19 protein-coding genes, 1 tRNA gene and 1 other RNA gene are annotated in these 21,862 nt (G+C 38.9%); 7 read left to right on the top strand and 14 right to left on the bottom strand.

Annotation, left to right across the window (positions count from 1 at the left end; translation table 11 throughout):
- Positions 1–21: 21 nt before the first annotated feature.
- The 4 genes from AC21OH_RS00265 to nhaA all read right to left on the bottom strand — a co-directional run bounded on the left by AC21OH_RS00265 (position 22) and on the right by nhaA (position 2,749).
- A tRNA-Met gene (locus AC21OH_RS00265) sits at positions 22–98 on the bottom strand.
- Between the two features lie 60 nt (positions 99–158).
- Positions 159–530, bottom strand: an RNA gene (gene rnpB, locus AC21OH_RS00260) — RNase P RNA component class A.
- A gap of 304 nt (positions 531–834) precedes the next feature.
- The gene (locus AC21OH_RS00255) at positions 835–1,215 is read right to left on the bottom strand and encodes an MliC family protein (protein ID WP_487369623.1); all 381 of its coding nucleotides are present in this window, start codon (positions 1,213–1,215) and stop codon (positions 835–837) included.
- Between the two features lie 334 nt (positions 1,216–1,549).
- On the bottom strand, positions 1,550–2,749 hold the full coding sequence (gene nhaA, locus AC21OH_RS00250) for a Na+/H+ antiporter NhaA (protein ID WP_487370585.1): 1,200 nt from the start codon (positions 2,747–2,749) through the stop codon (positions 1,550–1,552).
- Between the two features lie 495 nt (positions 2,750–3,244).
- Between nhaA and AC21OH_RS00245 the strand changes: the two genes are divergently transcribed.
- Positions 3,245–4,177, top strand: coding sequence for a LysR family transcriptional regulator (locus AC21OH_RS00245; protein WP_487370584.1), 933 nt, complete (start codon positions 3,245–3,247; stop codon positions 4,175–4,177).
- 160 nt (positions 4,178–4,337) lie between these two features.
- Here AC21OH_RS00245 and crcB read toward each other — a convergent pair whose 3' ends face one another.
- From crcB to AC21OH_RS00230, 3 genes are all read right to left on the bottom strand, one after another.
- On the bottom strand, positions 4,338–4,709 hold the full coding sequence (gene crcB, locus AC21OH_RS00240; protein WP_487370583.1) for a fluoride efflux transporter CrcB: 372 nt from the start codon (positions 4,707–4,709) through the stop codon (positions 4,338–4,340).
- 76 nt (positions 4,710–4,785) lie between these two features.
- Entirely contained in the window at positions 4,786–5,880 is a 1,095-nt protein-coding gene (gene tsaD, locus AC21OH_RS00235; protein WP_487370582.1) for a tRNA (adenosine(37)-N6)-threonylcarbamoyltransferase complex transferase subunit TsaD, read from the bottom strand.
- Positions 5,881–6,176: 296 nt separating this feature from the next.
- Complete coding sequence (locus tag AC21OH_RS00230) at positions 6,177–6,812, bottom strand: c-type cytochrome (protein ID WP_487370581.1); 636 nt, start codon at positions 6,810–6,812, stop codon at positions 6,177–6,179.
- A gap of 583 nt (positions 6,813–7,395) precedes the next feature.
- Here AC21OH_RS00230 and rpsU point away from each other — a divergent pair.
- Both rpsU and AC21OH_RS00220 read left to right on the top strand, forming a co-directional pair.
- Positions 7,396–7,611: a 30S ribosomal protein S21 gene (rpsU, locus tag AC21OH_RS00225; RefSeq protein WP_007394316.1), complete on the top strand. Its 216-nt coding sequence runs from the start codon at positions 7,396–7,398 to the stop codon at positions 7,609–7,611.
- A 313-nt stretch (positions 7,612–7,924) separates the two neighbouring features.
- Complete coding sequence (locus tag AC21OH_RS00220; RefSeq protein WP_486534760.1) at positions 7,925–8,374, top strand: GatB/YqeY domain-containing protein; 450 nt, start codon at positions 7,925–7,927, stop codon at positions 8,372–8,374.
- A gap of 188 nt (positions 8,375–8,562) precedes the next feature.
- On the opposite strand, the gene AC21OH_RS00215 is transcribed toward AC21OH_RS00220, so the two are convergent.
- The gene (locus AC21OH_RS00215; protein WP_487370588.1) at positions 8,563–10,455 is read right to left on the bottom strand and encodes a M48 family metalloprotease; all 1,893 of its coding nucleotides are present in this window, start codon (positions 10,453–10,455) and stop codon (positions 8,563–8,565) included.
- Between the two features lie 384 nt (positions 10,456–10,839).
- On the opposite strand from AC21OH_RS00215, the gene AC21OH_RS00210 reads away from it, so the two are divergent.
- The 3 genes from AC21OH_RS00210 to AC21OH_RS00200 all read left to right on the top strand — a co-directional run bounded on the left by AC21OH_RS00210 (position 10,840) and on the right by AC21OH_RS00200 (position 13,381).
- Positions 10,840–11,316 carry a sulfurtransferase TusA family protein gene (locus AC21OH_RS00210; protein WP_487370580.1) on the top strand — a complete coding sequence of 159 codons (477 nt, stop codon included), beginning with the start codon at positions 10,840–10,842 and terminating at the stop codon, positions 11,314–11,316.
- 341 nt (positions 11,317–11,657) lie between these two features.
- A complete protein-coding gene (gene rpoH / locus AC21OH_RS00205; RefSeq protein ID WP_486534820.1) occupies positions 11,658–12,524 on the top strand; it encodes an RNA polymerase sigma factor RpoH in 867 nt (288 codons plus the stop codon).
- A gap of 491 nt (positions 12,525–13,015) precedes the next feature.
- Positions 13,016–13,381 carry a DUF423 domain-containing protein gene (locus AC21OH_RS00200; protein WP_487370579.1) on the top strand — a complete coding sequence of 122 codons (366 nt, stop codon included), beginning with the start codon at positions 13,016–13,018 and terminating at the stop codon, positions 13,379–13,381.
- A 252-nt stretch (positions 13,382–13,633) separates the two neighbouring features.
- On the opposite strand, the gene hpf is transcribed toward AC21OH_RS00200, so the two are convergent.
- Together hpf and rpoN are read right to left on the bottom strand one after the other, a co-directional pair.
- Positions 13,634–14,023 (bottom strand): ribosome hibernation-promoting factor, HPF/YfiA family, encoded by a 390-nt coding sequence (gene hpf, locus AC21OH_RS00195; RefSeq protein ID WP_486534764.1) that lies wholly within the window; start codon positions 14,021–14,023, stop codon positions 13,634–13,636.
- 561 nt (positions 14,024–14,584) lie between these two features.
- A complete protein-coding gene (gene rpoN / locus AC21OH_RS00190) occupies positions 14,585–16,297 on the bottom strand; it encodes an RNA polymerase factor sigma-54 (protein ID WP_487370578.1) in 1,713 nt (570 codons plus the stop codon).
- 237 nt (positions 16,298–16,534) lie between these two features.
- Here rpoN and AC21OH_RS00185 point away from each other — a divergent pair, with 237 nt between their 5' ends.
- Positions 16,535–17,476 (top strand): nitrilase-related carbon-nitrogen hydrolase, encoded by a 942-nt coding sequence (locus AC21OH_RS00185; RefSeq protein ID WP_487370577.1) that lies wholly within the window; start codon positions 16,535–16,537, stop codon positions 17,474–17,476.
- 63 nt (positions 17,477–17,539) lie between these two features.
- Here AC21OH_RS00185 and AC21OH_RS00180 read toward each other — a convergent pair whose 3' ends face one another.
- From AC21OH_RS00180 to lptM, 4 genes are all read right to left on the bottom strand, one after another.
- Complete coding sequence (locus tag AC21OH_RS00180) at positions 17,540–18,544, bottom strand: tyrosine recombinase XerC (protein WP_487370576.1); 1,005 nt, start codon at positions 18,542–18,544, stop codon at positions 17,540–17,542.
- Positions 18,537–19,418, bottom strand: a complete 882-nt coding sequence (gene dapF / locus AC21OH_RS00175; RefSeq protein WP_487370575.1) for a diaminopimelate epimerase — start codon at positions 19,416–19,418, stop codon at positions 18,537–18,539. The genes AC21OH_RS00180 and dapF overlap by 8 nt, the downstream gene beginning before the upstream one ends.
- 201 nt (positions 19,419–19,619) lie before the next feature.
- The gene (gene lysA, locus AC21OH_RS00170) at positions 19,620–20,957 is read right to left on the bottom strand and encodes a diaminopimelate decarboxylase (RefSeq protein WP_487370574.1); all 1,338 of its coding nucleotides are present in this window, start codon (positions 20,955–20,957) and stop codon (positions 19,620–19,622) included.
- Positions 20,958–21,070: 113 nt separating this feature from the next.
- Positions 21,071–21,361, bottom strand: coding sequence for an LPS translocon maturation chaperone LptM (lptM, locus tag AC21OH_RS00165; protein ID WP_486534770.1), 291 nt, complete (start codon positions 21,359–21,361; stop codon positions 21,071–21,073).
- Positions 21,362–21,862 lie beyond the last annotated feature (501 nt).

Below are 21,862 nucleotides of genomic sequence, written 5' to 3'. Positions count from 1 at the left end.
AATAGCACTGACTATCAAATTTGGTGGCGATGGGGAGACTTGAACTCCCGACCTCACGATTATGAGTCGTGCGCTCTAACCAGCTGAGCTACATTGCCATTTGAGGGCGGTATTATGCTAAATAATAATAAAGACGTCAACCCCTAGATCAAAAAAAATAAATTGGTAAACCGATAAGCCGGGTTCTGTCGTGAACGATCATTCATCTAGGTACACCGTTGCCAGTGCACTCAAGCAACCTACCCGTGTCCTTTGCAGGCGACAAAAAATGGACACCTATTTGGTCTTGCTACGCGTGGAGTTTACCTTGCCATGAATTGTTACCAATCATGCGGTGTGCTCTTACCACACCGTTTCACCCTTACTCTATTAGATAAAATCTAATAAAGCGGTCTTCTCTCTGCTGCACTTGTCGTCGGGTTACCCCGCCCAGCAGTTAGCTGGCACGCTGCCTTATGTAGCCCGGACTTTCCTCCCTTTATCCTAAAACGCAAGGTTTTATTCAAAACGGCGATCGTCTGGTTTACCAAGCTGCGTATTATAACAGAAGTAATTTAAATAGATTGAAGAATCTTATATTTTTTATAGTGTTATAAATGTGTCTGAAAATTAACTTTGGTCAATTAAGGTATGCACCTTATTATTTATTTACGTCACAACTATATTTAAAAGTCCATTTTTGATGATTGCTCTTTAAGTCTTTAGAAATCTCTAATATAAAACATACAAGCGCTAATAATTAGCCCATTGTATAACGCTTAATAGATTTCAAAACAACAAAGACAGCAATTATCATATTGCTGTCTTTTAATATCTATAGACTAAAATAGGGTTTTAACGGCGTTTGCACTTAACCATATATTCCTTACCATCAGCCCACATAACATTCATTAGTCCAAAATCATTTTTAGCATGCCATTCATAAGTGACATTGCTGCTATCGTTATTAACAAAGCGTGAGCCCGAAGCAGCTTGGGCGGCATCCATAGTGATACTTTGGTTCGTCCAATCTGCTTTTGGCAAATCTACGGTCAACATCGCTTCAGTACCATCTAATGAATATTTGGCATAAACCTTTGAGTTATCTTCACAGATAAATTGCTCAGGAGCCATGCGATCGTACGCTTTATTAGTTGTGACGTGAGTAGCCGCAGGATCAGTTGCACACGCTGCTAACATTAATGTTAAAGGTAAACCTACTAATAACTTTTTCATATCGAGTCCTTATAATTAGTAAACAAATAAATTATTTGAATTATTAAAAGTGTTTTATTTATATCTAACAATTAATTTTATTTATACAGCTCATAAAAAATTAAATCTCATTAAAAGAAATAATACATACGAATAGGTACAAAACTTAATAGATATCAATTATGTTTAAATTTCATGATCTACAAACTGTAATAGAAACTTTATTGAATACTTAATATTATAAATAATATACTTTTATTAGATTGTTATGACTTGTCATGAGTTTGAGAGCAAGTTCAATATTTTTATTAAGTTATGTAAATTTTATATCCATAATATGAAAACTGAGTATGACCTATGACTTAGTTAAATCTAAAGTCGCAGTATTCACATCCTCCTTCAAAGTAGCTTTTAATAATAGGTAACCTGCGACACCAGATATAATTGAGCCTAATATAATACCTAAGCGAGGATCAAATCCTTCGGTTGAACCACCGAAGGCAAGTCCACTGATAAATAAGCTCATCGTAAATCCAACGCCGCATAATAACGACACACCATAGATCTGTTTAAGGTTTGTCCCATTAGGCAGCTGTGCCAAACCTATTTTAATAATTAGCCAACACATCAGCATAATGCCTATCTGTTTACCGACGAACAATCCTGCCGTTATACCAAAAGGTACAGGGTGCAGCAACTGCTCGAAACCCGCCCCTTTTAATGATATGCCTGCATTTGCAAAAGCAAATAACGGTAAAATTGCAAAGGCAACCGTACTATGTAGGTCATGCTCAAGCTCTTCTAGGGGCGAGTGCTCGGGGTCATCAGCGTCTACCATAGGTATAAATAGAGCCAAGAGCACACCAGCGAGCGTGGCGTGAACGCCGGACTTAAGTACTGCAATCCACATAATAACGCCAAAGAACAAATAAGGCGTAATCGCTGTTACGTTGCGGCGATTGAGGATATACAAAAAAGGCAAGCACAATGCCGCTATTGCTAGTGCCTGTAATGACAGATCGCTGGTGTAAAATAATGCGATAATTAAAATAGCACCTATGTCGTCGAAGATAGCGATAGAGACTAAGAATATTTTGAGAGCATTTGGTACGCGGCTTCCTAGTAAGCTCAAAATACCAATGGCAAACGCAATATCTGTTGCCGCGGGAATAGCCCAACCTTTTAAGTACTCAGGATTTGAGTAGTTAAATGCAACATAAACAAGCGCAGGAACCAACATACCGCCTACCGCTGCTGCCGCTGGTAGTATGATTTGTTTAATATTAGACAATTCACCTATTAATACTTCTCGTTTAAGCTCAAGTCCTACCAAGAAAAAGAATACCGCCATTAAGCCATCATTAATCCAATGATGAGCATCTTTACTGATGATCAGATCACCTACTTGAACCACTACTGGTGCATGAATAAATGACTCATACCAGCCATATAAGGGTGAATTAGCAATAATCATGGCTAGGATAGCTGCTATGGCAAGCACAATACCTCCTGCAGCTTCATATGCTAAAAACCTCTGTATTTTCTGTAAAACCATGCACCCTCTCTATCTTTAGGTAGCCTTTGACTGCCCTAAATTATTTTAAAGTTTTTTAGTTAGCTAAGATATTATTATTTATGGTAGCAGAAAAGACACCTATTTCTATATTAAAATTATATCAATAGACAAATCAACGTTAAATAACCTAAATTCAATGTCGGTATAGATAGTACGTTAGTATTAATTTATACAAGCAATAGACAGACCTATGAATAAAAGTGACTTTTAATTTAAGTTCCTAGTAAATATAAGTTCCTAGTAAATAAAAGTGCCTGTTAAATAAAAGTTCCTAGTAAATAAAAGTGCCTGTTAAATAAATGTGCTTAGTAGATAAATAGTCGAACATGTAGCTAACAGACGAATAAGTAAATAAACAGTCGAACAAACAGCTAAATAAACATATGAATATTATAAACATAATGCGTTAAAATAGAGACAACGGTCGTCACTTAAACCACATTCTACTATTCATAATTAAAACGATAAATACTTATGCTTGAGCTAAGACATCTTCAAACACTGACTGCCCTTCGTGCGCATGGGTCTCTTGCAGCCGCTGCAGAGGAGCTTCATGTTACTGCATCTGCCGTCTCTCACCAGCTAAAAGAAATTGAAAGCTATTATGGTCTGAAGCTTGTTAATCGTCGTACACGTCCCCTATCATTTACACCAGCTGGAAATGTCGTCTTAAAGCTTGCAGATAATATTTTGCCACAAGTGGTACGAACAAAAAATAATTTAAAAAGATTGGCCCATGGTCAGGCCGGCCGTTTAAGAATAGCGTCTGAATGCCACAGTTGTTTTGATTGGTTGATGCCAATATTAAATCAATTTCGTAAAGAATGGTCTGATGTTGAGCTTGATTTCGCCACTGGGTTTGAGCCCGAGCCGCACCATCTGCTTAGTGAAGGTGATATAGATTTATTAATCACAACCAGTGATCTAGCTATCGAGGGTATTTGTTATCAGCCTTTATTTACCTATGAAAGCCGTTTGGTGCTATCTCCCACACATTCATTAGCCAGTAAAGACAGTATTGAACCGGCTGACTTAGTGGACCAAACCTTAATCGCTTATCCTGTGGAAACCAAACGGCTTGATATCATTGATAAGTTTATGGCGCCAGCAAATATGAGCTTTGCTAAGATAAGAACGACTGAGCTGACAGCAATGCTAATTCAGTTAGTAGCCAGTGAACGCGGGGTAGCAGCTTTACCTGATTGGGTCGCTGCTGAATATGAGAAGAAAGGATGGGTTGTGACACGACCGTTGAATATCGCATCAATTGAGGACAAAACCATAGTTTCACCGACTAAAAATCAGGGGGTATATTGCCAACTATTTGCAGCTACTCGCCAAAGTAGCCAAGACATTGCATATATGCAAGGATTTGCGCGCCTATTAGAAGAGATGGTCAAACCTTGAGATAGTATGAAATGAGATAATTAAAGGTGAGGTAGTATGAAATAAGATAACGAGTAGATTCAAAGTATGTTTTAGGTAGTTATGATAAACCATTTTAAAGTTATGTTTGATAAATTAATATTGAGTTGAAAGATAATAGGATAAAGTCAGACACTTGAGCCTAAATTAAAGTTCGAGTCAAATAATAGCCAATTGCTGTGGCAAATAACGTAAAAACAACATGTAACCCTACTAAACTAAGACCCGCCGCAACCTTTCCAGAATTAAGCAACCCGAACACTTCACTGCTAAAAGTACTAAAGGTAGTCAAACCCCCTAAAAAACCAGTAATCACAAATAATTTTACATTTGGACTCCAGTCTGATCCCATGCGTAGAAAAACAACCATAGCGATTCCTATCAGAAAACCACCCAATATATTCGCGCCCAGAGTACCAAATGGTATCCAAGCATGCAGTGGATTTAAGCGGGCCAATAATGCACGCAAACAAGCTCCCAGTCCTGCTCCTAACCCAATGGCCAGCCACTGCATATCGCCTCCTGAATTTAATAATAGTGATTAATCTAGATTTAGTTAATGAATATGGTTTTAATTGCTGGCCTTTAAGTTAAGAGGCAATAGATGGTAGCTCACTAATATCCCATCGGGGCACACAGCTCACCGCTAAGTCATCTTGCTGACCAGCCTGTAAGCGCTGATAGCCAGCATAAGCAATCATCGCCCCATTATCTGTACATAATTCAAGCGGCGCATAGTGGACAGTCGCATTTATTTTAGCCAGTTCTTGCTCGAGTGTATTACGTAGATGGATATTTGCACTGACACCCCCTGCAATAACCAGTTGATGCATTCCCGTTTGTTTTAGCGCTTTAACACACTTTTTTACCAAAGTATCTACAACCGCGTGTTGAAAACTTGCCGCTATATTAGCGCGTACAACCGGATCATCATCTGAGCCGTTGGTATCTTTAATCAAGTTGTGGACGGCAGTTTTCATACCACTAAAGGAGAAATCCAGACCTCGATGCAGCATCGGCCTAGGTAAATTATAAGTAGTGGGATCGCCATTTTGGGCTAGTTTTGCCACATTAGGCCCCCCTGGATACGGCAAATCTAGCATTTTTGCCGCTTTATCAAAACATTCGCCAGCGGCATCGTCAATACTTTCCCCCAATATCTCATAGTTGCCAATACCGTGAGCAGCTACTAATAGGGTATGCCCCCCTGATACCAATAGAGATACAAAGGGAAAGCTTGGAGGATTGGCACCCAACAAAGGTGACAATAGATGACCTTCCATGTGATGGATACCAATAGCAGGAACATCCAAACCATAGGCTAAGCTACGACCGAACAAAGCGCCTGTCATTAACGCCCCGATTAGACCAGGACCTTTGGTATACGCTATCGCATCGATATCGTTCTTAGTGAGTCCACATTGTTCTAATAGCTGATCTAATAGAGGGACTAGCTTGCGTATATGGTCACGACTCGCAAGCTCAGGTACGACGCCGCCGTAATTAGCGTGCAATTCAATCTGAGAATACAAAACCTGACCAACTATACCGTTACTACTTTCACACTTATTATCCGTGCTATCAACACTATCCATGCCATCAACAGTATCATAGTTTAGGTACTCACTATCAAAAATAGCCAGCCCGGTCTCGTCGCATGATGTTTCTAAGCCCAATACTTTCAAGTTTCACCTTCTTCAATATGCTAAGAATTTAATACGCGTTGAATATTTACAGTTATGCATATCTGTAATCGAATAGGTACGCGTATAGACACTCATCGCCACTTGTTATTCATCACTATATATGGATACTATTGTTTTAAACAAATAAAAAACGCCATAATATAGTCATTTATGGCGTTAGTTAAGCAAATAATCAAGCGGGTTTAAGCATATTGAATCGGGTCTAAGCGTATTTTGCATTTTCTAGATATAGTATTTAATATAAGTATAGCTAGAGCACATTATGCTTATTCATCTTATGAAGAGTGTTCAATCATATAATCCACAGCAGCGGCAACTTGCTCTTTAGTCACATCACCAACAGCTTGAGCAGGCATTTGTTTATAACCTTCAGCAGAGTGCGTAACTAATGTCTCTCTATCCTGCGTTAAACGGGGAGCCCAATCGACGCTGTTGCCAAACTTAGGCGCTTCCAATAGTCCTGTTTCATGACAGACTTTACATTTTGCTTCATATAATTCTTTACCCGCAGAAGCTGAAAGCTTAGCACCCGCACCAACTTGGGCAGCGGCTTCTTCAACCTCAGCATCTGAGTTTAATTCTGCATCAGCATCAACGGCTTCTGCATCAGCAGCATCTTCTGTCGCCGTTTCAGCAGTCGCCATATCTTCGGTAGTTGCCATGTCTTCGCCAGTAGGCTGAGTTGTCGTGCTTTCTACTACCACGACAACCTCAGCTTCAGGGGCGTTCTTCTGAGCAAGCTCTGCCGCTTCATCTACTTTATCCACCGCTTTAACTTCATGATGATCGTTACCACCACAGGCAGACAACGATAGGGCTGCGCCTAATAACAAAGCGCTAACGCCTAACGTACATGATGATGTTTTATGACTTGCAGAATTAAATGGATGTTGCTGGTTAGTATTGGACATAACTGGCTCCCTTATAATTAAATAATTCGGTATGTAAATATATTGATTTGAATAGCATTTTACGTTTTCGTTTAATCGCTCTTTTTTATTCTCTTTTTTTATTTACTTTTAGGTAAGCTTATTACATGAGCTTAATTTTTATTAAACTAACTGGTTAAACTTATCAATAAATGACGATTAAACGTATAAATTAATGGCTGTATGGTTGAATAATCTTAAGAGCACCCCTATTCACAATCCCTCAAGATAATAAAGGTATCAATAATAAATTGATAATATTATATTGTTAAAGCCATATATCAAAAGCTTAAATTTAATATGGGTTTATCTCACTATTTATAATTACACAAACGAAAAAAATAAACTATATAATTATTGCGTCAGGGGTTGCTCTAATATACTTGACAAGATACTGATTACATAGTATATTCTCGCTCTTAATTCTTATACCAGTATAAGGATTTAGTATTTTTTCTAACAATAGCTGATGCCATAAGTTAAAGAGACATTGTGGCTAATACTAAATTTACAGCATTGTTAATGTCAACGTCTCAATTTTCCTACTATTTATTAAGGAGTCTGCATGCCTTCAGTTAAGGTTAAAGAAAACGAACCTGTAGATATCGCTATCCGTCGCTTCAAGCGTGCGTGCGAAAAAGCTGGTGTTTTGTCTGATGTACGTAAGCGCGAGTTTTATGAAAAGCCAACGCAAGAGCGTAAGCGTAAAAAGGCAGCAGCAGTTAAACGCTACAAAAAGAAATTACAGCGCGAATCAATTCGTACCACTCGTATGTACTAATTGAGAATAATCTATCTGTAGATAGATTGTTTTAATAGCGGTAATAACCACTTGTTCGTAGCATCTTGTTTTATCCAAGTATGCGTCGATAGACAAGTGGTTTTTTTGTGCTAAACTTTTAATATATATCTACTATGAGCTTATGGGTAAAAGATAGCTTCTGATAATTTTTGAGATAGTAATCAATATGCTCAAGTGATTATATGATAAATAAACTATTGATAAGCACTTAATAAAATCCCTGTTTCATACCGTTAATTAATACCGCAAATGTCATAAAATACAATCAGTATAAGAATAATAGGAGAATTATATGAGTACAATAAAGGATACTATTACCAATCAAGTAAAAACTTCAATGAAAGCGCGTGAGCTTGAAAAGGTCAAAGTACTGCGTAACATTCAGTCGGTAATCAAACAAATAGAAATAGATAGACGTGTTGAGCTTGATGACGCTGCTGTCCTAGAGATTCTTCAAAAACAATTAAAACAGCGCCAAGAGTCTTTGCACGTGTTTCAAGACAATGGTCGTGATGATTTGGCGCAAAAAGAGCAGTTCGAGATTGATATTATCAATACATTTATGCCGCAGCAAATGAGCGAAGAGGAGCTGGCTGCTTTAGTGAATGCTGAGATAAGCGAACAAGGTGCAACCTCTATGCAAGACATGGGAAAAGTCATGGGTGTGCTGAAATCTAAAACGGCAGGACGTGCTGATCCTTCTGTGATCTCTCAATTGGTTAGAAAAGCATTATCAAACTAACGCTTTTTTATAGTGGCTGTTGGTTACTGTGAACTGCTTTACGCTGTAACCTTGTATACTTATATCGCCCTGTACATGTTATTGAGTTCAGCAAATCTAGGGCTTCTACCGATTCAATCTGTAGAGGCTCTTATTATTTGCCTAAAGCTTGAGCTTACCCGCAAAAGAAGCACTCCCGCAAAAAAACACTAGGGCTCAAAGTTCTTAGCGGATTTAACATCTGCTATTTCTTTATTGATTGAAGCCATTAAAGGCTGTGTATTCAATTGAATGTCACTTGGATTATTTGAGTCAGCCAATACATTTTTAGCTAGTTGTAATGAAATCAATGCTTTATCATATTTCGCCCGCCATAACTCCCCTTTAGCACGATACCTTAACGCATGAACGCTAGCTATAATTGATAAAGCGTCGTCATTTTTTGGAGTATTTATAGCATTCATATTTACGCCGTAATCGCCTGCATGGGTGTTTGAGCTCAAGGCGTTATTAGTATCCGTTTGGCTATTTGTATTTGTTGCCATCACTTCATATGCGCGCTGCATGATAAATAACGCTTCTAAATCGTAAGGACGTTTTTGAATAATAGGTTTTATGGTTTGGATTATTTTTGCAGGCTTATCTAGATGCAACCGGACAGTGGCCAAGGCCAAACTTATGTCGCGCCGCTCAGGGTATAAGTTAAAATAAGGTAGTAAGTGCTGTTCTGCTTCATGCCATTTATTTTGCATACCTGCGATATCTGCCTGTGTAAGAGCCGTCAATACATCAAAGGATGTTTTATCACGATATGATTTAGGGGCTGGAAACTGCTTTAATGTTTCAATTAAATCATTAGCAGATTGAAATTGGCCTTGGTCAGCATACCACTTTGCTAAGGCCAAAGCTGCTCCTTGACTATTTGGTGCTGCTTGCTGCATCTCGCCCCTAGTTACTTGATTAGACAGTAGTTTTAATCGCCATTTGAGTAAATCAAAGGTTAACTCATCGCGCTGATTTGTTATTTTAGTCTGTTGATAGCTATTGGCTCGGCTTTGTGCATCGCTTAAACGCTCAGAGCTTAATGGATGGGTCATAACAAAGCTTGGTAAATAGCTTTGATTGTTCATATTTAGTTGGGTCTTTTGATTTAAAGTCGCAAAAAAACTTGGCATTGCATGTGGATTGTACCCCGCTTTAAACATTAGCTGCATGCCAATACGGTCCGCTTCTCTCTCATTACTTCGGCTAAACGCCATCTGACTATTTAAAGCGGCAGTTTGACTTCCCATCATGATAGCAGTGGCCGCATCGCCATCTACGGCGCTTGCAGCGATTGCAGCCAGAACGCCACCAATCTTTAGCATCATTGCTTTGGTACTGGCATCGGAGCTATGCTCATAGTGGCGCTGACTGAGATGTGCAACTTCGTGCGCGACAACACTGGCGACTTCATCCATACTTTTTGCAGAGGTTACCGTTCCAGTATGAATACCCATTACCCCACCTGGAATAGCGAATGCATTTATTGAACCATTATTAATTACCATCAAAGCAAGTGGCGCTTGATTTCGCGCTTGCGCATTAATATGCCAAGCTATTGTTTCAAGTTGCTCTTGGCTCCACGGATCATTTAACAAAGGTGCAGATTTGCTCAGCTGTTGAAGAGACCACTCGCCTATTGCTTTGTGCTGATTGGACTCAAAGCGCCCACCCCCACTACCTAAATCTGGCAAGTTAGGTAAGACCGAATCATTCAAGTTGGCACGCCTTGAGGTATTAAAGGTCGTGTTGTATGGCTTGTTATAAGCAGCGTTGTATGCTGGATTGGTTGAAAGATTAAGTAAAGGACTATGTGAAGGACTGTTAGAAGGACTTTTAGAAACATTACTTAAAAGCTTACTTGAAGAGTTATTGAAAGAGTTTTTTGAAGAATATTTTGGATAATCGTAAGCAGTTGACTCACTATTCGTAAGTTGAATATCCGTGTTATTCTCGAAATTTCGAGCTTGAATGGCAGTAGACCACCCTATCAAAAGCCCGCTATATAGGATATTTGACATAATAGCTACAGCTGGTAATAATTTGGTTTTGTAAGTCATAGCTCGCAAGTGGTCTTCCTTAGTTGCTGTTAATACTTGTAGATTAGTAATTATTCATTACTTTTTTAGATGACGATATTTGATAGGTTTGAATAGTAAGTAGCATCCTACTCATATAATATATATTTTTACAATATTTGACACATCTTGAATAGATAAAACGGTGAACCTTGTTACCATTAGACGCTTATAGTTCATGCTTAATGAAGTGTGGTAAAGCGTAACTATTTATGGCGTAGCTATGTTGAGTATTGATCAATTTTTATTTTAACCATCTAATCTTATGACATCCTATCTTTGATGTAATGTTTTATATCTTAGCGCACAGTTACTATTAGGGTCTGTATCAACGCCTTTTATTTCTTTATTTATTAAAAATTATCTATGACTTATATCAACCTTGAAAATGACGCTCAAAATAAGTTTATCGAATCAATGATTAAAACATTAACAATCGATGAGCAAAAGACGATAGAACATGCATTTAGAAATTCTCATACAACCCATCAGATAACACAAATGGTAGATGGCAGAGGACTGGCATGCCCGATGCCTCTTTTGAAAACCAAAGTGGCGCTAAGATCTGTTACACAAAATGATGGTGTTTATGTGCTCGCAACGGATCCAAATTCCAAAACTGACATAGCATCTTTTTGTAAACAATCAGATTTAACCTTAGTATTAAGCACTGAATCCCAAATTTCTGAATCCCAAATTTCTGAATCTATAGTACTTGAATCAAAAGCAATCGAAACTAAAACACCTGAATCAAAAATGCCTAATAACCTTGATAATAACAATAGTATTAAAAAACTCGATACAATCTTTCACCTCATTATTACTAAAACACATGGCAACTAGCGAACGCTATCCTTTACAATAGTTCTCAATAAAATTATTAATTGCAAGGTTAATATATGGCTAATTCTAAGAATATTAAAAGTCAAAATACAAACAACTCAGTTTCAAAAGGCGTCGCTTCAAAGACTATTTCTAAACCAACGTCAGCCGATTTAGAGGCAGAAGCTGATGTGATATTGAATGAGAATAACGATGATGTTGGCAATGATATCGACTCTGAAGAAGTGCCTAAACAGGTATCAGAATCGTTGAAAGCTGAACAAAATTCAGACGATCAAGAAGAGCAGCCAGTATGGGTAAGCAAGCACCCAGATACCAGTACGCGTGATTTAGTGCCTGCGATGCCCGTTAATTTATCAGCCCCTGGTGTCAACTTAGGCGCATACATCAACTCAGTACATCAAATACCTATATTAACGCCTGAACAAGAACGGGAACTTGCACACCGCTATTATGACGAGGATGATGTAGAAGCTGCTCGTTTATTAGTGATGTCGCACTTGCGCTTCGTCATCCATATCGCGCGTAGCTATTCAGGATACGGTCTACCTCAAGCGGATTTGATTCAAGAAGGCAACCTTGGGCTTATGAAAGCTGTGAAACGCTTTGATCCTAATAAGGGCGTACGTTTGGTATCATTTGCTGTGCACTGGATTAAAGCTGAGATTCATGAGTTTGTGATACGTAATTGGCGTATTGTAAAAGTTGCAACCACTAAGGCACATCGTAAACTATTCTTTAATTTACGAAGCTTAAAAAAAACCAACAATCAGCTAACGCTTGAAGAAGCGGATGCTATTGCTGCCGATCTTAATGTCACGCGCAAACAAGTACTGGAAATGGAATCGCGCCTGACCTCTTATGATGCTTCATTTGAAGCTCAATCCTCAGATGATGATGATGGACACTATGCGCCGCAGTTATTTTTAGAAGACGGCGCAGATCCTGCCGAAATGGTTGAAGATGCAGATTGGGAAGACAACAATACCAATGCACTTATGACAGCTATGGATGCCCTTGATGATCGTTCACGTGATATTGTCGAGCAGCGCTGGTTATCTGAGCAAAAGTCAACCTTGCATGAATTAGCTGCGGTATACGATATTTCTGCCGAGCGTGTGCGTCAGATTGAAAAGAATGCCATGGATAAGATTCGTGAAGCCATGACGATTGAAAGTGTCATAATGCCTACTGAAACTCAGTCATAATGATTACTTTTATAATGCCTATTAGTTTTTAAGCTATTGAATTTATAAATTACTTAGACTTAGGCTTATAAAGCCATTACATTTTATGAATTCTAATCTATTTTATATTATAAATTTAGGGTCTGTTGAACATTCAAATATGGAACTGGCGGCGGTTATTTTTTAGGCAATATGCAGGGAAATTTTAGACACTTAGTTATTCTAAGTTAGAAAATTTCACAATATATTGACAAAAAATAGACCCGCCCCGTAGGGCTGATGCTAAAATTGCCCCAAACGTTGTTATAAACCTAGCTAAGGTCTAGACATTATCGTCGGTTTATGCCTAGTTTGGAACAATTTTAGCTATCAGCAGTCCTGATATTTGAATGTTCAACAGACCCTAGTTATACGTTATAAGCGTTATAAACTTGGGCAATCTTTATTTAGATACAAGGCTTTTAAAAATAAGGTCTTTATAAGCAAGTTCTTTAAAAGTAAGGCAGTAGCGCATGAACTGGATTAGCATTGCAGCGATTAATTTAGCCGCGGCGGTCGGATTGGGCGCATTCGGTGCACATGGTATTAAGTCTTTTGCTACACCGCAGCAGCTGGCATGGTGGCATACTGGTTCACAGTACTTTTTCTATCATGCGCTTGGGCTACTATTGGTTGCTATTCTTATCAAACTCGGTTATACCACTCGCACAACCGCTTGGTTATTACAAATTGGTGTAATTATATTTGCAGGCAGTTTGTTTGCGATGACATTGGGTGCGCCTCGTTGGTTTGGAGCTATCACTCCGATTGGTGGTATATTGATGATTCTTGGCTGGATTTGGCTTGCAGTCAGTACATATAAGTTAACTGTGAGCTAACTACTAACTCAACACGACTCTCTTTTAGTCAAACCATCTATAGTTGTCCTATACAACTCATAGCTTTATTATCTTAACTCTATTTTCTAAATAGCAAATAAAAAAGCCCCTACTAGACCAGTAGGGGCTGCGCTAAGCTAACTTTAAAAATAATAACTATTTAACTATATTAAGCTAACAATTTTAGGCTAATAGTTTTAGAATTGCTTAGCATAACCTTGATTCATGCTTTGCGCATAAGCCAGTTGGTTATTAGTAGGCAAGAGCAGAGTCATCTGAATCAGTCGCGCTCGGGGCAAAACGATCTTGACGTTTGGATGAGCGCGTTTTACGTTCCATACGAGTTTTGTACTTGCGAACTTGGCGATCAAGCTTATCTGCCATTTCATGTATCGCTTTATACATATCATCATCATAAGATTGTACAAACATTTCTTGGCCTGAAACCCTCAAAATAGCTTCTGCTTTATGATTATTTTTACCGCTATGGCTTGATTCAGAGTTATTATTATCAAGCGAGAGAATTACTTTTATGCTTTGAATTTGATCAAAATGACGCTCTACTTTTGAAAGCTTGTCCATGACTGTCTCTTTCATTGCATCGGTAATAGTGATGTGATGGCCAGTGATTGAAATATTCATAATTCTTACATCCTTAATATTATTTGAGTAGCTGTGCTGGCTCAATTAGACCCTTAATATAACAATGTTGCCAGTTTCGTCCACTGTTAGGAGTCGTTCGCATATCTTTGATTAATAAACATTTTTTACTGCTAGAAATCTTAGATTTGCTCTAAGCGCTATTCTAATTTCCTTATTAAAATAACTATTCCAAAAACATCAATTAACTAAACAATTTGGTTTGGAACATCTTTAATTTGACATGAATATTACAAATACACAAGAACTCAAATTGTAAGAAAGTGTAAGAAATACCGATACGTTAATCAAAACACTATATAATCTGAAATTTTTTCAAAAAATAAAACAAACCAAAAAACTTCAATCCTTTTCTTATTCAAGCATTCAGTTACCTTAACTCAAATACAAACCCGAATGCTAAAAGTATTCTTTCTAAGAAGTAACTTTTACATTACTTTTGGTAATTTCATTTGTTGCTGTAGTTCATTTATCTTATTTCAGTTTTCAAAGCTATCGATAGAAACTGACTAATTTATTTTAATTATTTTTAATTCAAGGGTATTAAAATTTGACCTTACGCTGGGTCGATGAGGGTATATTCAACCCTTCTCTATATTTAGCAATGGTACGCCGCGCAATATTGATACCTTTTTCTTCAAGCAGCTGCTGAATCGTACTGTCTGACAACGGCTTTTTAGTATCTTCATTGGCAATAAACTCTTGAATCATGGCACTTATAGCCGTTGAAGAAATGTCACCATTATCACTGGATACATGCGATGAGAAAAAATACTTCAGTGAAAACAACCCTTGCGGGGTCAATATACTTTTACTGGTGGTAAGTCTTGAAACCGTTGACTCATGTAACCCTACCTCATCTGCCACATCCTTTAATATCATAGGCTGCATTGCAGTTGGCCCTTCTAGTAAGAAACGCTGCTGACGCTGGATAATACAAATAGACACCTTAAGTAAGTTATGATTTCGCTCCTCTATACTTCTTATAAATAAGCGCGCGTCAATTAAGCTGTCTTTCAGATATACATTATCCGGACTATTATCGCCCCGTTTAATCAAGTTGGCGTACTCGGTATTCACCTTAAGCTTTGGCAGTGTCTCTGGGTTAAGCTCTACTTTCCATACGGGTGCTGAACTCTCTTTGTCATGGACTAAGCTGACTAAGACATCAGGTATATCAAAGGTTTCAGGCTTGACACCATAATCAGGTTGAGCGCTTGAAAAAGCCAGACCTGGGGCTGGATTTAAGGTTCTAATCAAGGATATACAGTCCCTAATTTCAGTATTTTTAACGCCCGTTCTTTGTACCAGCTCTTTGATATTATTGCTGACAAGTAATTCATGCTCATCTAAAATCTTTAAAGACTGTTTGAGGTAAGGCGTATTAGGATCCAGGGTACGAAGCTGTATCTGCAAGCATTCAGCGAGGCTTGTTGCCCCCACCCCTAAAGGCTCACATTGCTGAATAATGCTAATAATACGTTTAATTTGGGAGCGTTCGATTTTATTATCCCATTGATAAAAACTAGCAGTTTCGTCAAAGTTTGCTTTTAGCTCATCGATATCAATATGTATAAATCCATATTCATCCATCGCATCAATAAGATAATCTGCTATGAGATTATCCGTTTCGGATAAATCATTAAAATTAAGCTGCCAACGTATATGATCTTGTAAGCTGACCTCAGTTGCACCTTGATAATCGGTCATACTTTGAGTGTCTGGTGCCGCCATAGAGGTTGGCGCATGGGTGTACACATCGCTCCAATCTGTATCAATGGTTAATTCTAGGGTGTTTTCAACAATACGTTCACTACTGTCATTAATGCTGCTATCACTGTCGATACCTGTCGTCTCATAAGTTTCATATACCTCATTATTGGCAGTGGCTTCTGTCGAGGGAGTATCTAGATAGTCAGTATCTTCATAGTCATTGGTTAAGCCTAAATCATTCGTATCAGGGCCACCATTATCATAATCGCTTGGGTACTCTTCATCATAAGGATTATATAGTTCATCATCTTGCGACTCGTTTAACTCTTGGCGTGTTAATTCCTCAATGCTGTTAAAATCTTCAGCATCGATACTCTCTTCTTCTACTCGCTCAAGTAGCGGATTGCTATCAAGTTTTGCTTGTACTTCTTGTTCAAGCTCTATACTTGAGAGTTGCAGCAGCTTGATGGCTTGCTGCATCTGCGGCGTTAGTTTCTGTGAATTAGATAGGTTTATACCTAAGTTATATGCAGGGCTAATCATAAGTAGGTGTAAATTCCAGTTATTTGGTTTGAAACGTATTTATATATAGGTTATTTTTCAGCTCACTATACTGCCACACATTTGCGGTAAGATTCTTATTTAAGTTTGGCATATGCGTTTATTAAACATACCTTAACCTGTTTATTTAGTAAATAATTTAATATAGTAAGGATAGCAATGAATTTAATAACGTCGATTTAGCGCCAAACCCACACTTTTTATTAAGGCTTAATAATCATGACTTCACCAATTATTGGCTGTGTACAGCTGAACAGTCAGTTTAATATTGAGGATAACTTAGCAACTATTGAACGTTCTGTACATGCCGCTAGTGAAGCGGGTACTCATCTGCTGGTATTACCCGAAAATGCATGTCGCATGGGTGGTCAGCAGGAATTAAGTGAGCGCTTTGATGCTATTTCTGATTGGTATGCCAATCTAGCTTTTGAACACCAAATGTATATCGTCGCAGGAACACTCCCTTGCCCTTATCGTCCTGATGGTACACCTGTCTCTGGCAACCGTGTTAGACAAGTGAGTCAACTCTTTGCGCCAGATGGCAAACGGGGTGCACGTTACGATAAAATTCACCTATTTAGAGCTGACGTGGCAGACAGCACGGGCAGTTATGACGAATCGCGTACCTTCGAACCAGGAGATAAGATGGTGGTCGCCGAGTGTGATATGGCAAGTTTATTAGATATCTCTTTATATAAGGATGAAGCGTATAAAGACAAAAAGTATAAAGGTGAAAAGTATAAAGGTCATAATAAAAGGCAAACCTTATTGCTTGGGATGATGATTTGCTTTGATTTACGTTTTCCTGCCCTTGCTCAGCGTTTACGGCAATCTGGCGCAAATATATTAAGCGCACCTTCAGCATTTACTTATCAAACCGGTAAAGCGCATTGGGAGCTATTATTAAAAGCAAGAGCGCTCGATTCACAATGTATGGTAGTAGGATCAGCTCAAGGCGGTACTCATTATACCAAACACTCCAGTAGAGACACGTGGGGTCATAGTATGATAGCCAATGCTAATGGAGAGTTAATTGCGGATAGTGGTCTTACTTCACTTGAAACAGATAAGTTTGCCTTAATTACTTCTACCTTAGACCTAGATCAGCAACAAATCTGGCGTAATAATCTACCTATTAATCGCTGTCATAGACTGGGTTAGTGTGTCTATTGAATCATGACAAAAATCTAGACATAAACAGGATTTAAACTAGGTTTTATTTTTTTATTCAACCCTATCATGGTCTACTTTGTTCAATGCTCTATCGTGGGCGGCTCTAGGATGCGATTTGTCATAAACTTGAGTCAGTTTAGCAAAATCAACGTGCGTGTATATTTGAGTGGTACTAATATCACTATGCCCTAGCATTTCTTGGACGGCGCGTAAGTCGCCGCTACCCGAGAGCATATGAGAGGCAAAGCAGTGCCGTAATAAATGCGGATATATATTTTGTGCAATACCTGCGCGCTGGGCAGCCAGTTTTAGACGATGTTGTACCGCTCGTGTGGTTAGCCGCGTCCCTAGCTTTTCGCTAATGAACAATGCGGTATCGTTATTTTCTTCCCATAAATGTCGATGAGGTAGGTAAATCGTGATGGCCTTTAGTGCTTGCCGGCCTACGGGCACTAATCGGGTTTTATTCCCCTTACCCGTAACGCGTACCTCACCGCGTTCACTTGTGGTATCAATACGTAAGTCCGCCACATTCAATCCGACAAGCTCGCCCACTCGAAGACCGCTACTGTATAACAGCTCAAACATAGCTTTATCACGTATCCAAAGCCTTGCTTGTTCTGGGGTATCTGGTAGCGGCTGCTCAAGTAATTGGGCAATTAGGTCGCCGTCCGCGATACTTGGAAGGGGCCTGGGTGCACGTTTTAGCTGGTAGCCTGTGGTCGGATTGATACGTGCTCTGCCTTGTTCTACCATCCAGCTATAAAAATGGCGGATGGCAGATAGCTCTTGCTGCACACTGGATATTGAAAGGGCATCAACATCAAGACGCTTACCAATATGTTTTGCAAGCTTTCGTTTATCACAACGTGTCCAGCTTAAATGATTGGCTTCCAAAAAACTGGCAAGCTGATACAGCGCTGCATAGTACGCGTCGATAGTATGGCTTGACAGCTGACGCACATTAAGCTCAGCGAGCCACTGTTCAACAGGCGCTAGTAAAGCCTCGAGCTGCTCTGAGGCTTGAGGCTTAATTGACGCTTCACTATCATGCATTAGGTTTTATACCCGCTTGCGCCATGATACCGTCTGGGCTGAAAACCCCTTCATAAACAAATGCGGTAGGTCCGGTCATCTTAACAGAATATCCTGGAGACCACCTGATCAATAGGCTGCCACCATATAACTGCGCTCTAATCTCTTCACCCTCATCAAGCCAACCTTCGCGCACTGCTGTGGCCACTGCGGCGCACGCTCCTGTACCACAAGCTTGCGTCTCACCCACGCCGCGTTCATACACCCGCAGGCGGATATGACGTTGGTTCATTACCTGAACAAACCCAACGTTCACGCGGTCTGGAAATGCAGGATGTGATTCGATTGCTTTGCCTAGTTTTTCAACCTCGGCGGTTAATATATCATCCACCTGAATGACGGCATGAGGATTGCCCATATTAGCGACATAAAGACGCACAGGTTCACCCTCTACATTTAGGTGATAAGCATTTTGAATTTTAGTGATTGCTTTTGGTGTAAAGGGTATTTCTGCCGGTTCAAATTTAGGCTTGCCCATATCCACCTCTACCCATCCGTAGTCATCGGTAGATAGAGTTAATATGCCCGATTTGGTTTCAACTCGAATGCGCTGTTTATAAGACAGTTTGCGGGCTTGCACAAAACGAGCAAAACACCGTGCTCCATTACCACACTGCTCAACTTCGCTGCCATCTGAGTTAAAGATACGATACCTAAAATCAACATCTGGACGCATCGGTGGTTCAACAATTAATAGCTGATCAAACCCAACGCCTAAATGACGATCAGCCAATAGTGTAATTAATTCAGTAGTTAATTCTAATCGCTGGGTAACTAAGTCAATGACCATAAAATCATTGCCTAACCCATGCATTTTTGTAAACTCTATTAGCATGTCATTTTCCTTAAATATTATTATACTACTATCTTAACATGCACATTATGACAATGATAATCTAAACAAGTTGATACTATTATTGATTTAATAAGTTATTGAATATGCTGCATTTATCCCAAGCGTGTCATTATTTTATAGATAAAAAAAGCCTACAAGATTGTTGTAGGCTAGATAACTTAAAAACGGATTATTTAATTTCTAATCTTTTTGCCATAACGATTCAGTTTCAAATAGACTGTTAACCGTTTCACGCTCACGTACTACCTGATGCTGCTCGTTGGATACCATAATTTCAGCAGGGCGCGGACGCGAATTATAGTTACTCGTCATGACAAACCCATAAGCACCAGCACCCGTAATGCCTAAAATATCACCTACTTCTAGTGACAATAGACGCCGCTTTGCTAGAAAATCACCTGTTTCACAGATCGCACCGACTATGTCCCAGCTTTTTTCAACTGCATCACTTGGGTACTTAGCTGGTATCACCGCCATTTGCGCCTGATACAATGCAGGACGAATCAAATCGTTCATAGCAGCATCAACGATGGCAAAGTTTTTGTGAGCAGTGGGTTTTAACACCTCAACTGTGGTCAATAGCACGCCTGCATTTGCTACAATACTGCGGCCTGGCTCAAAGAAAACCTTTAATCCTAATTGCTTAAGTTTGGGTAATAAAGCGTTTGCAAACTTACTGATTTCATCCACTTCTTCATCAATATACATGACCCCAAGGCCGCCGCCTAAATCAATATGCTTAAGCTCAATATGAACGGCTTTTAGCGCCTCTATCAATTCAAGAAGCTTGTCTAATGCCGCTACAAATGGATCAATTTCAGTAAGCTGTGAACCAATATGGCAATCTATACCGATGACATCTAAACCGTCTAAACTGGCAGCATATTCATACGCTTCCACTGCAATTGCGCTATCAATACCAAATTTATTTTCCCTCAAGCCTGTTGAGATATAAGGATGGGTTTTGGCATCTACATTTGGGTTTACCCGAATAGAAATCGGCGCTTTTTTGCCCATATCTAATGCAATAGCATTGATCGTATCAAGCTCGCTTAAAGACTCAACATTAAAACATCCGATACCCGCACTCAATCCTGCTTTGATATCAGAGGCGCTTTTTCCAACCCCAGAAAATACAATAGTTTTTGGGTCTGCACCAACTGCCAAGACTCGAGCAAGCTCACCGCCTGACACCAAATCGAACCCTGCTCCTGCTTTGGCAAGCACGTCGAGCACTGCAAGATTTGAATTCGCTTTAACTGCAAAGCAAATTTGATGCTCAATTGTAGAAAAGCTATCGCTATAGGCATGATACGCGTCTAAAATTGCTTTTTTAGAATAGACATATAAAGGGGAGCCGTACGTTTTGATCAATTCATCGGCGCGCACTGATTCGATTCTTAATGCACTCTCTTGATATGCTAAAGCAGGTAGCTTAAGCACCAAGCTTTCAGGGTTAATGCGTAGGCCATCATCTGTACGCTCTGCTATAGGTGGTAAATTTGTTATGTTGCTCATAATTTGTACGGTTCCAAAAACTGTAATCGCTAAAATAGACTGATACTAATAGATAGACTGCTACTAATTGGTATGAATAAACAAGGATCTGTATGAATAAATAAGGAATGTGGTTAGTAATTCTCGGGATCGGGATCTGGCTCCATATTTTTTAACGCCTCTTCATCAATTTCAATACTAGGCGAATTAGTGCCACCATAAATGATGAACCTTGTGTTGTCTGGCGCATCTTTAGGAAGATACAAGTCATTTTTTTGCCCACAAGCGGTAAGTGATACTGTACCAAGCAATACACATACTAAACCTAGTATCAATCGCGCGTTAATCCGCATGATTAATATTGAAGTGTCATTAACTTTGCTTAAGTGCTCAGTAAGCAGGTGTTGAGTGCGATAGTTTGGCATGTATAGCTTCCTGTTTTATAACTTTCTATCTTAATACAAAGTTGCCGCTATGGTAGCAAAATTATGCTTGATTACCTAATTAACTGTATCCCAAAACTCGATTAATTTTATTTTAAAACCCTAGGTAGCCTTTGGGATATTTTGATACTATTCTTATATATATTTTGCTTTGAAACCTATTTAAAATTAGACATATGCATTCATGTTATAAAAAATCTTTTATGGATTTTTTTCTTATATGAAACCGAGAATTTTTCTAGGATCTATTTAGGGTTTGCTTAACATTCAAAAATAATAAAAGCCAGAAACAAGCACAATTAAAAACCGGCAAAAATTAAATTTATACTATATGCCCCATAGCTCAGCTTACATCGCATATAGTGAATTCATTATAGTACCAAGTCTGAAAATTAACATATTAATAAAAACAAGTGCAAACGCTACAAATAGCAGGTTTAGCGTTTTTACAAAGATAGTTTATTTATAAATTTGGTATAACTC

Source organism: Psychrobacter sp. CX10 (assembly GCF_057621575.2).
Note: the sequence above shows the minus strand (reverse complement) of the source record. Positions and strands in the feature narration are given on the sequence as shown.

Bases quoted from the DNA above. Each gene is read 5' to 3' on its own strand.
- AC21OH_RS00255 (WP_487369623.1), bottom strand. From the start codon at position 1,215: ATGAAAAAGTTATTAGTAGGTTTACCTTTAACATTAATGTTAGCAGCG.
- lysA (WP_487370574.1), bottom strand. From the start codon at position 20,957: ATGAGCAACATAACAAATTTACCACCTATAGCAGAGCGTACAGATGAT.
- dapF (WP_487370575.1), bottom strand. From the start codon at position 19,418: ATGCTAATAGAGTTTACAAAAATGCATGGGTTAGGCAATGATTTTATG.
- AC21OH_RS00245 (WP_487370584.1), top strand. From the start codon at position 3,245: ATGCTTGAGCTAAGACATCTTCAAACACTGACTGCCCTTCGTGCGCAT.
- AC21OH_RS00230 (WP_487370581.1), bottom strand. From the start codon at position 6,812: ATGTCCAATACTAACCAGCAACATCCATTTAATTCTGCAAGTCATAAA.
- hpf (WP_486534764.1), bottom strand. From the start codon at position 14,023: ATGAATATTTCAATCACTGGCCATCACATCACTATTACCGATGCAATG.
- AC21OH_RS00220 (WP_486534760.1), top strand. From the start codon at position 7,925: ATGAGTACAATAAAGGATACTATTACCAATCAAGTAAAAACTTCAATG.
- AC21OH_RS00200 (WP_487370579.1), top strand. From the start codon at position 13,016: ATGAACTGGATTAGCATTGCAGCGATTAATTTAGCCGCGGCGGTCGGA.
- AC21OH_RS00210 (WP_487370580.1), top strand. From the start codon at position 10,840: ATGACTTATATCAACCTTGAAAATGACGCTCAAAATAAGTTTATCGAA.
- AC21OH_RS00215 (WP_487370588.1), bottom strand. From the start codon at position 10,455: ATGACTTACAAAACCAAATTATTACCAGCTGTAGCTATTATGTCAAAT.
- rpsU (WP_007394316.1), top strand. From the start codon at position 7,396: ATGCCTTCAGTTAAGGTTAAAGAAAACGAACCTGTAGATATCGCTATC.
- rpoH (WP_486534820.1), top strand. From the start codon at position 11,658: ATGCCCGTTAATTTATCAGCCCCTGGTGTCAACTTAGGCGCATACATC.
- lptM (WP_486534770.1), bottom strand. From the start codon at position 21,361: ATGCCAAACTATCGCACTCAACACCTGCTTACTGAGCACTTAAGCAAA.
- nhaA (WP_487370585.1), bottom strand. From the start codon at position 2,749: ATGGTTTTACAGAAAATACAGAGGTTTTTAGCATATGAAGCTGCAGGA.
- AC21OH_RS00185 (WP_487370577.1), top strand. From the start codon at position 16,535: ATGACTTCACCAATTATTGGCTGTGTACAGCTGAACAGTCAGTTTAAT.
- crcB (WP_487370583.1), bottom strand. From the start codon at position 4,709: ATGCAGTGGCTGGCCATTGGGTTAGGAGCAGGACTGGGAGCTTGTTTG.
- rpoN (WP_487370578.1), bottom strand. From the start codon at position 16,297: ATGATTAGCCCTGCATATAACTTAGGTATAAACCTATCTAATTCACAG.
- AC21OH_RS00180 (WP_487370576.1), bottom strand. From the start codon at position 18,544: ATGCATGATAGTGAAGCGTCAATTAAGCCTCAAGCCTCAGAGCAGCTC.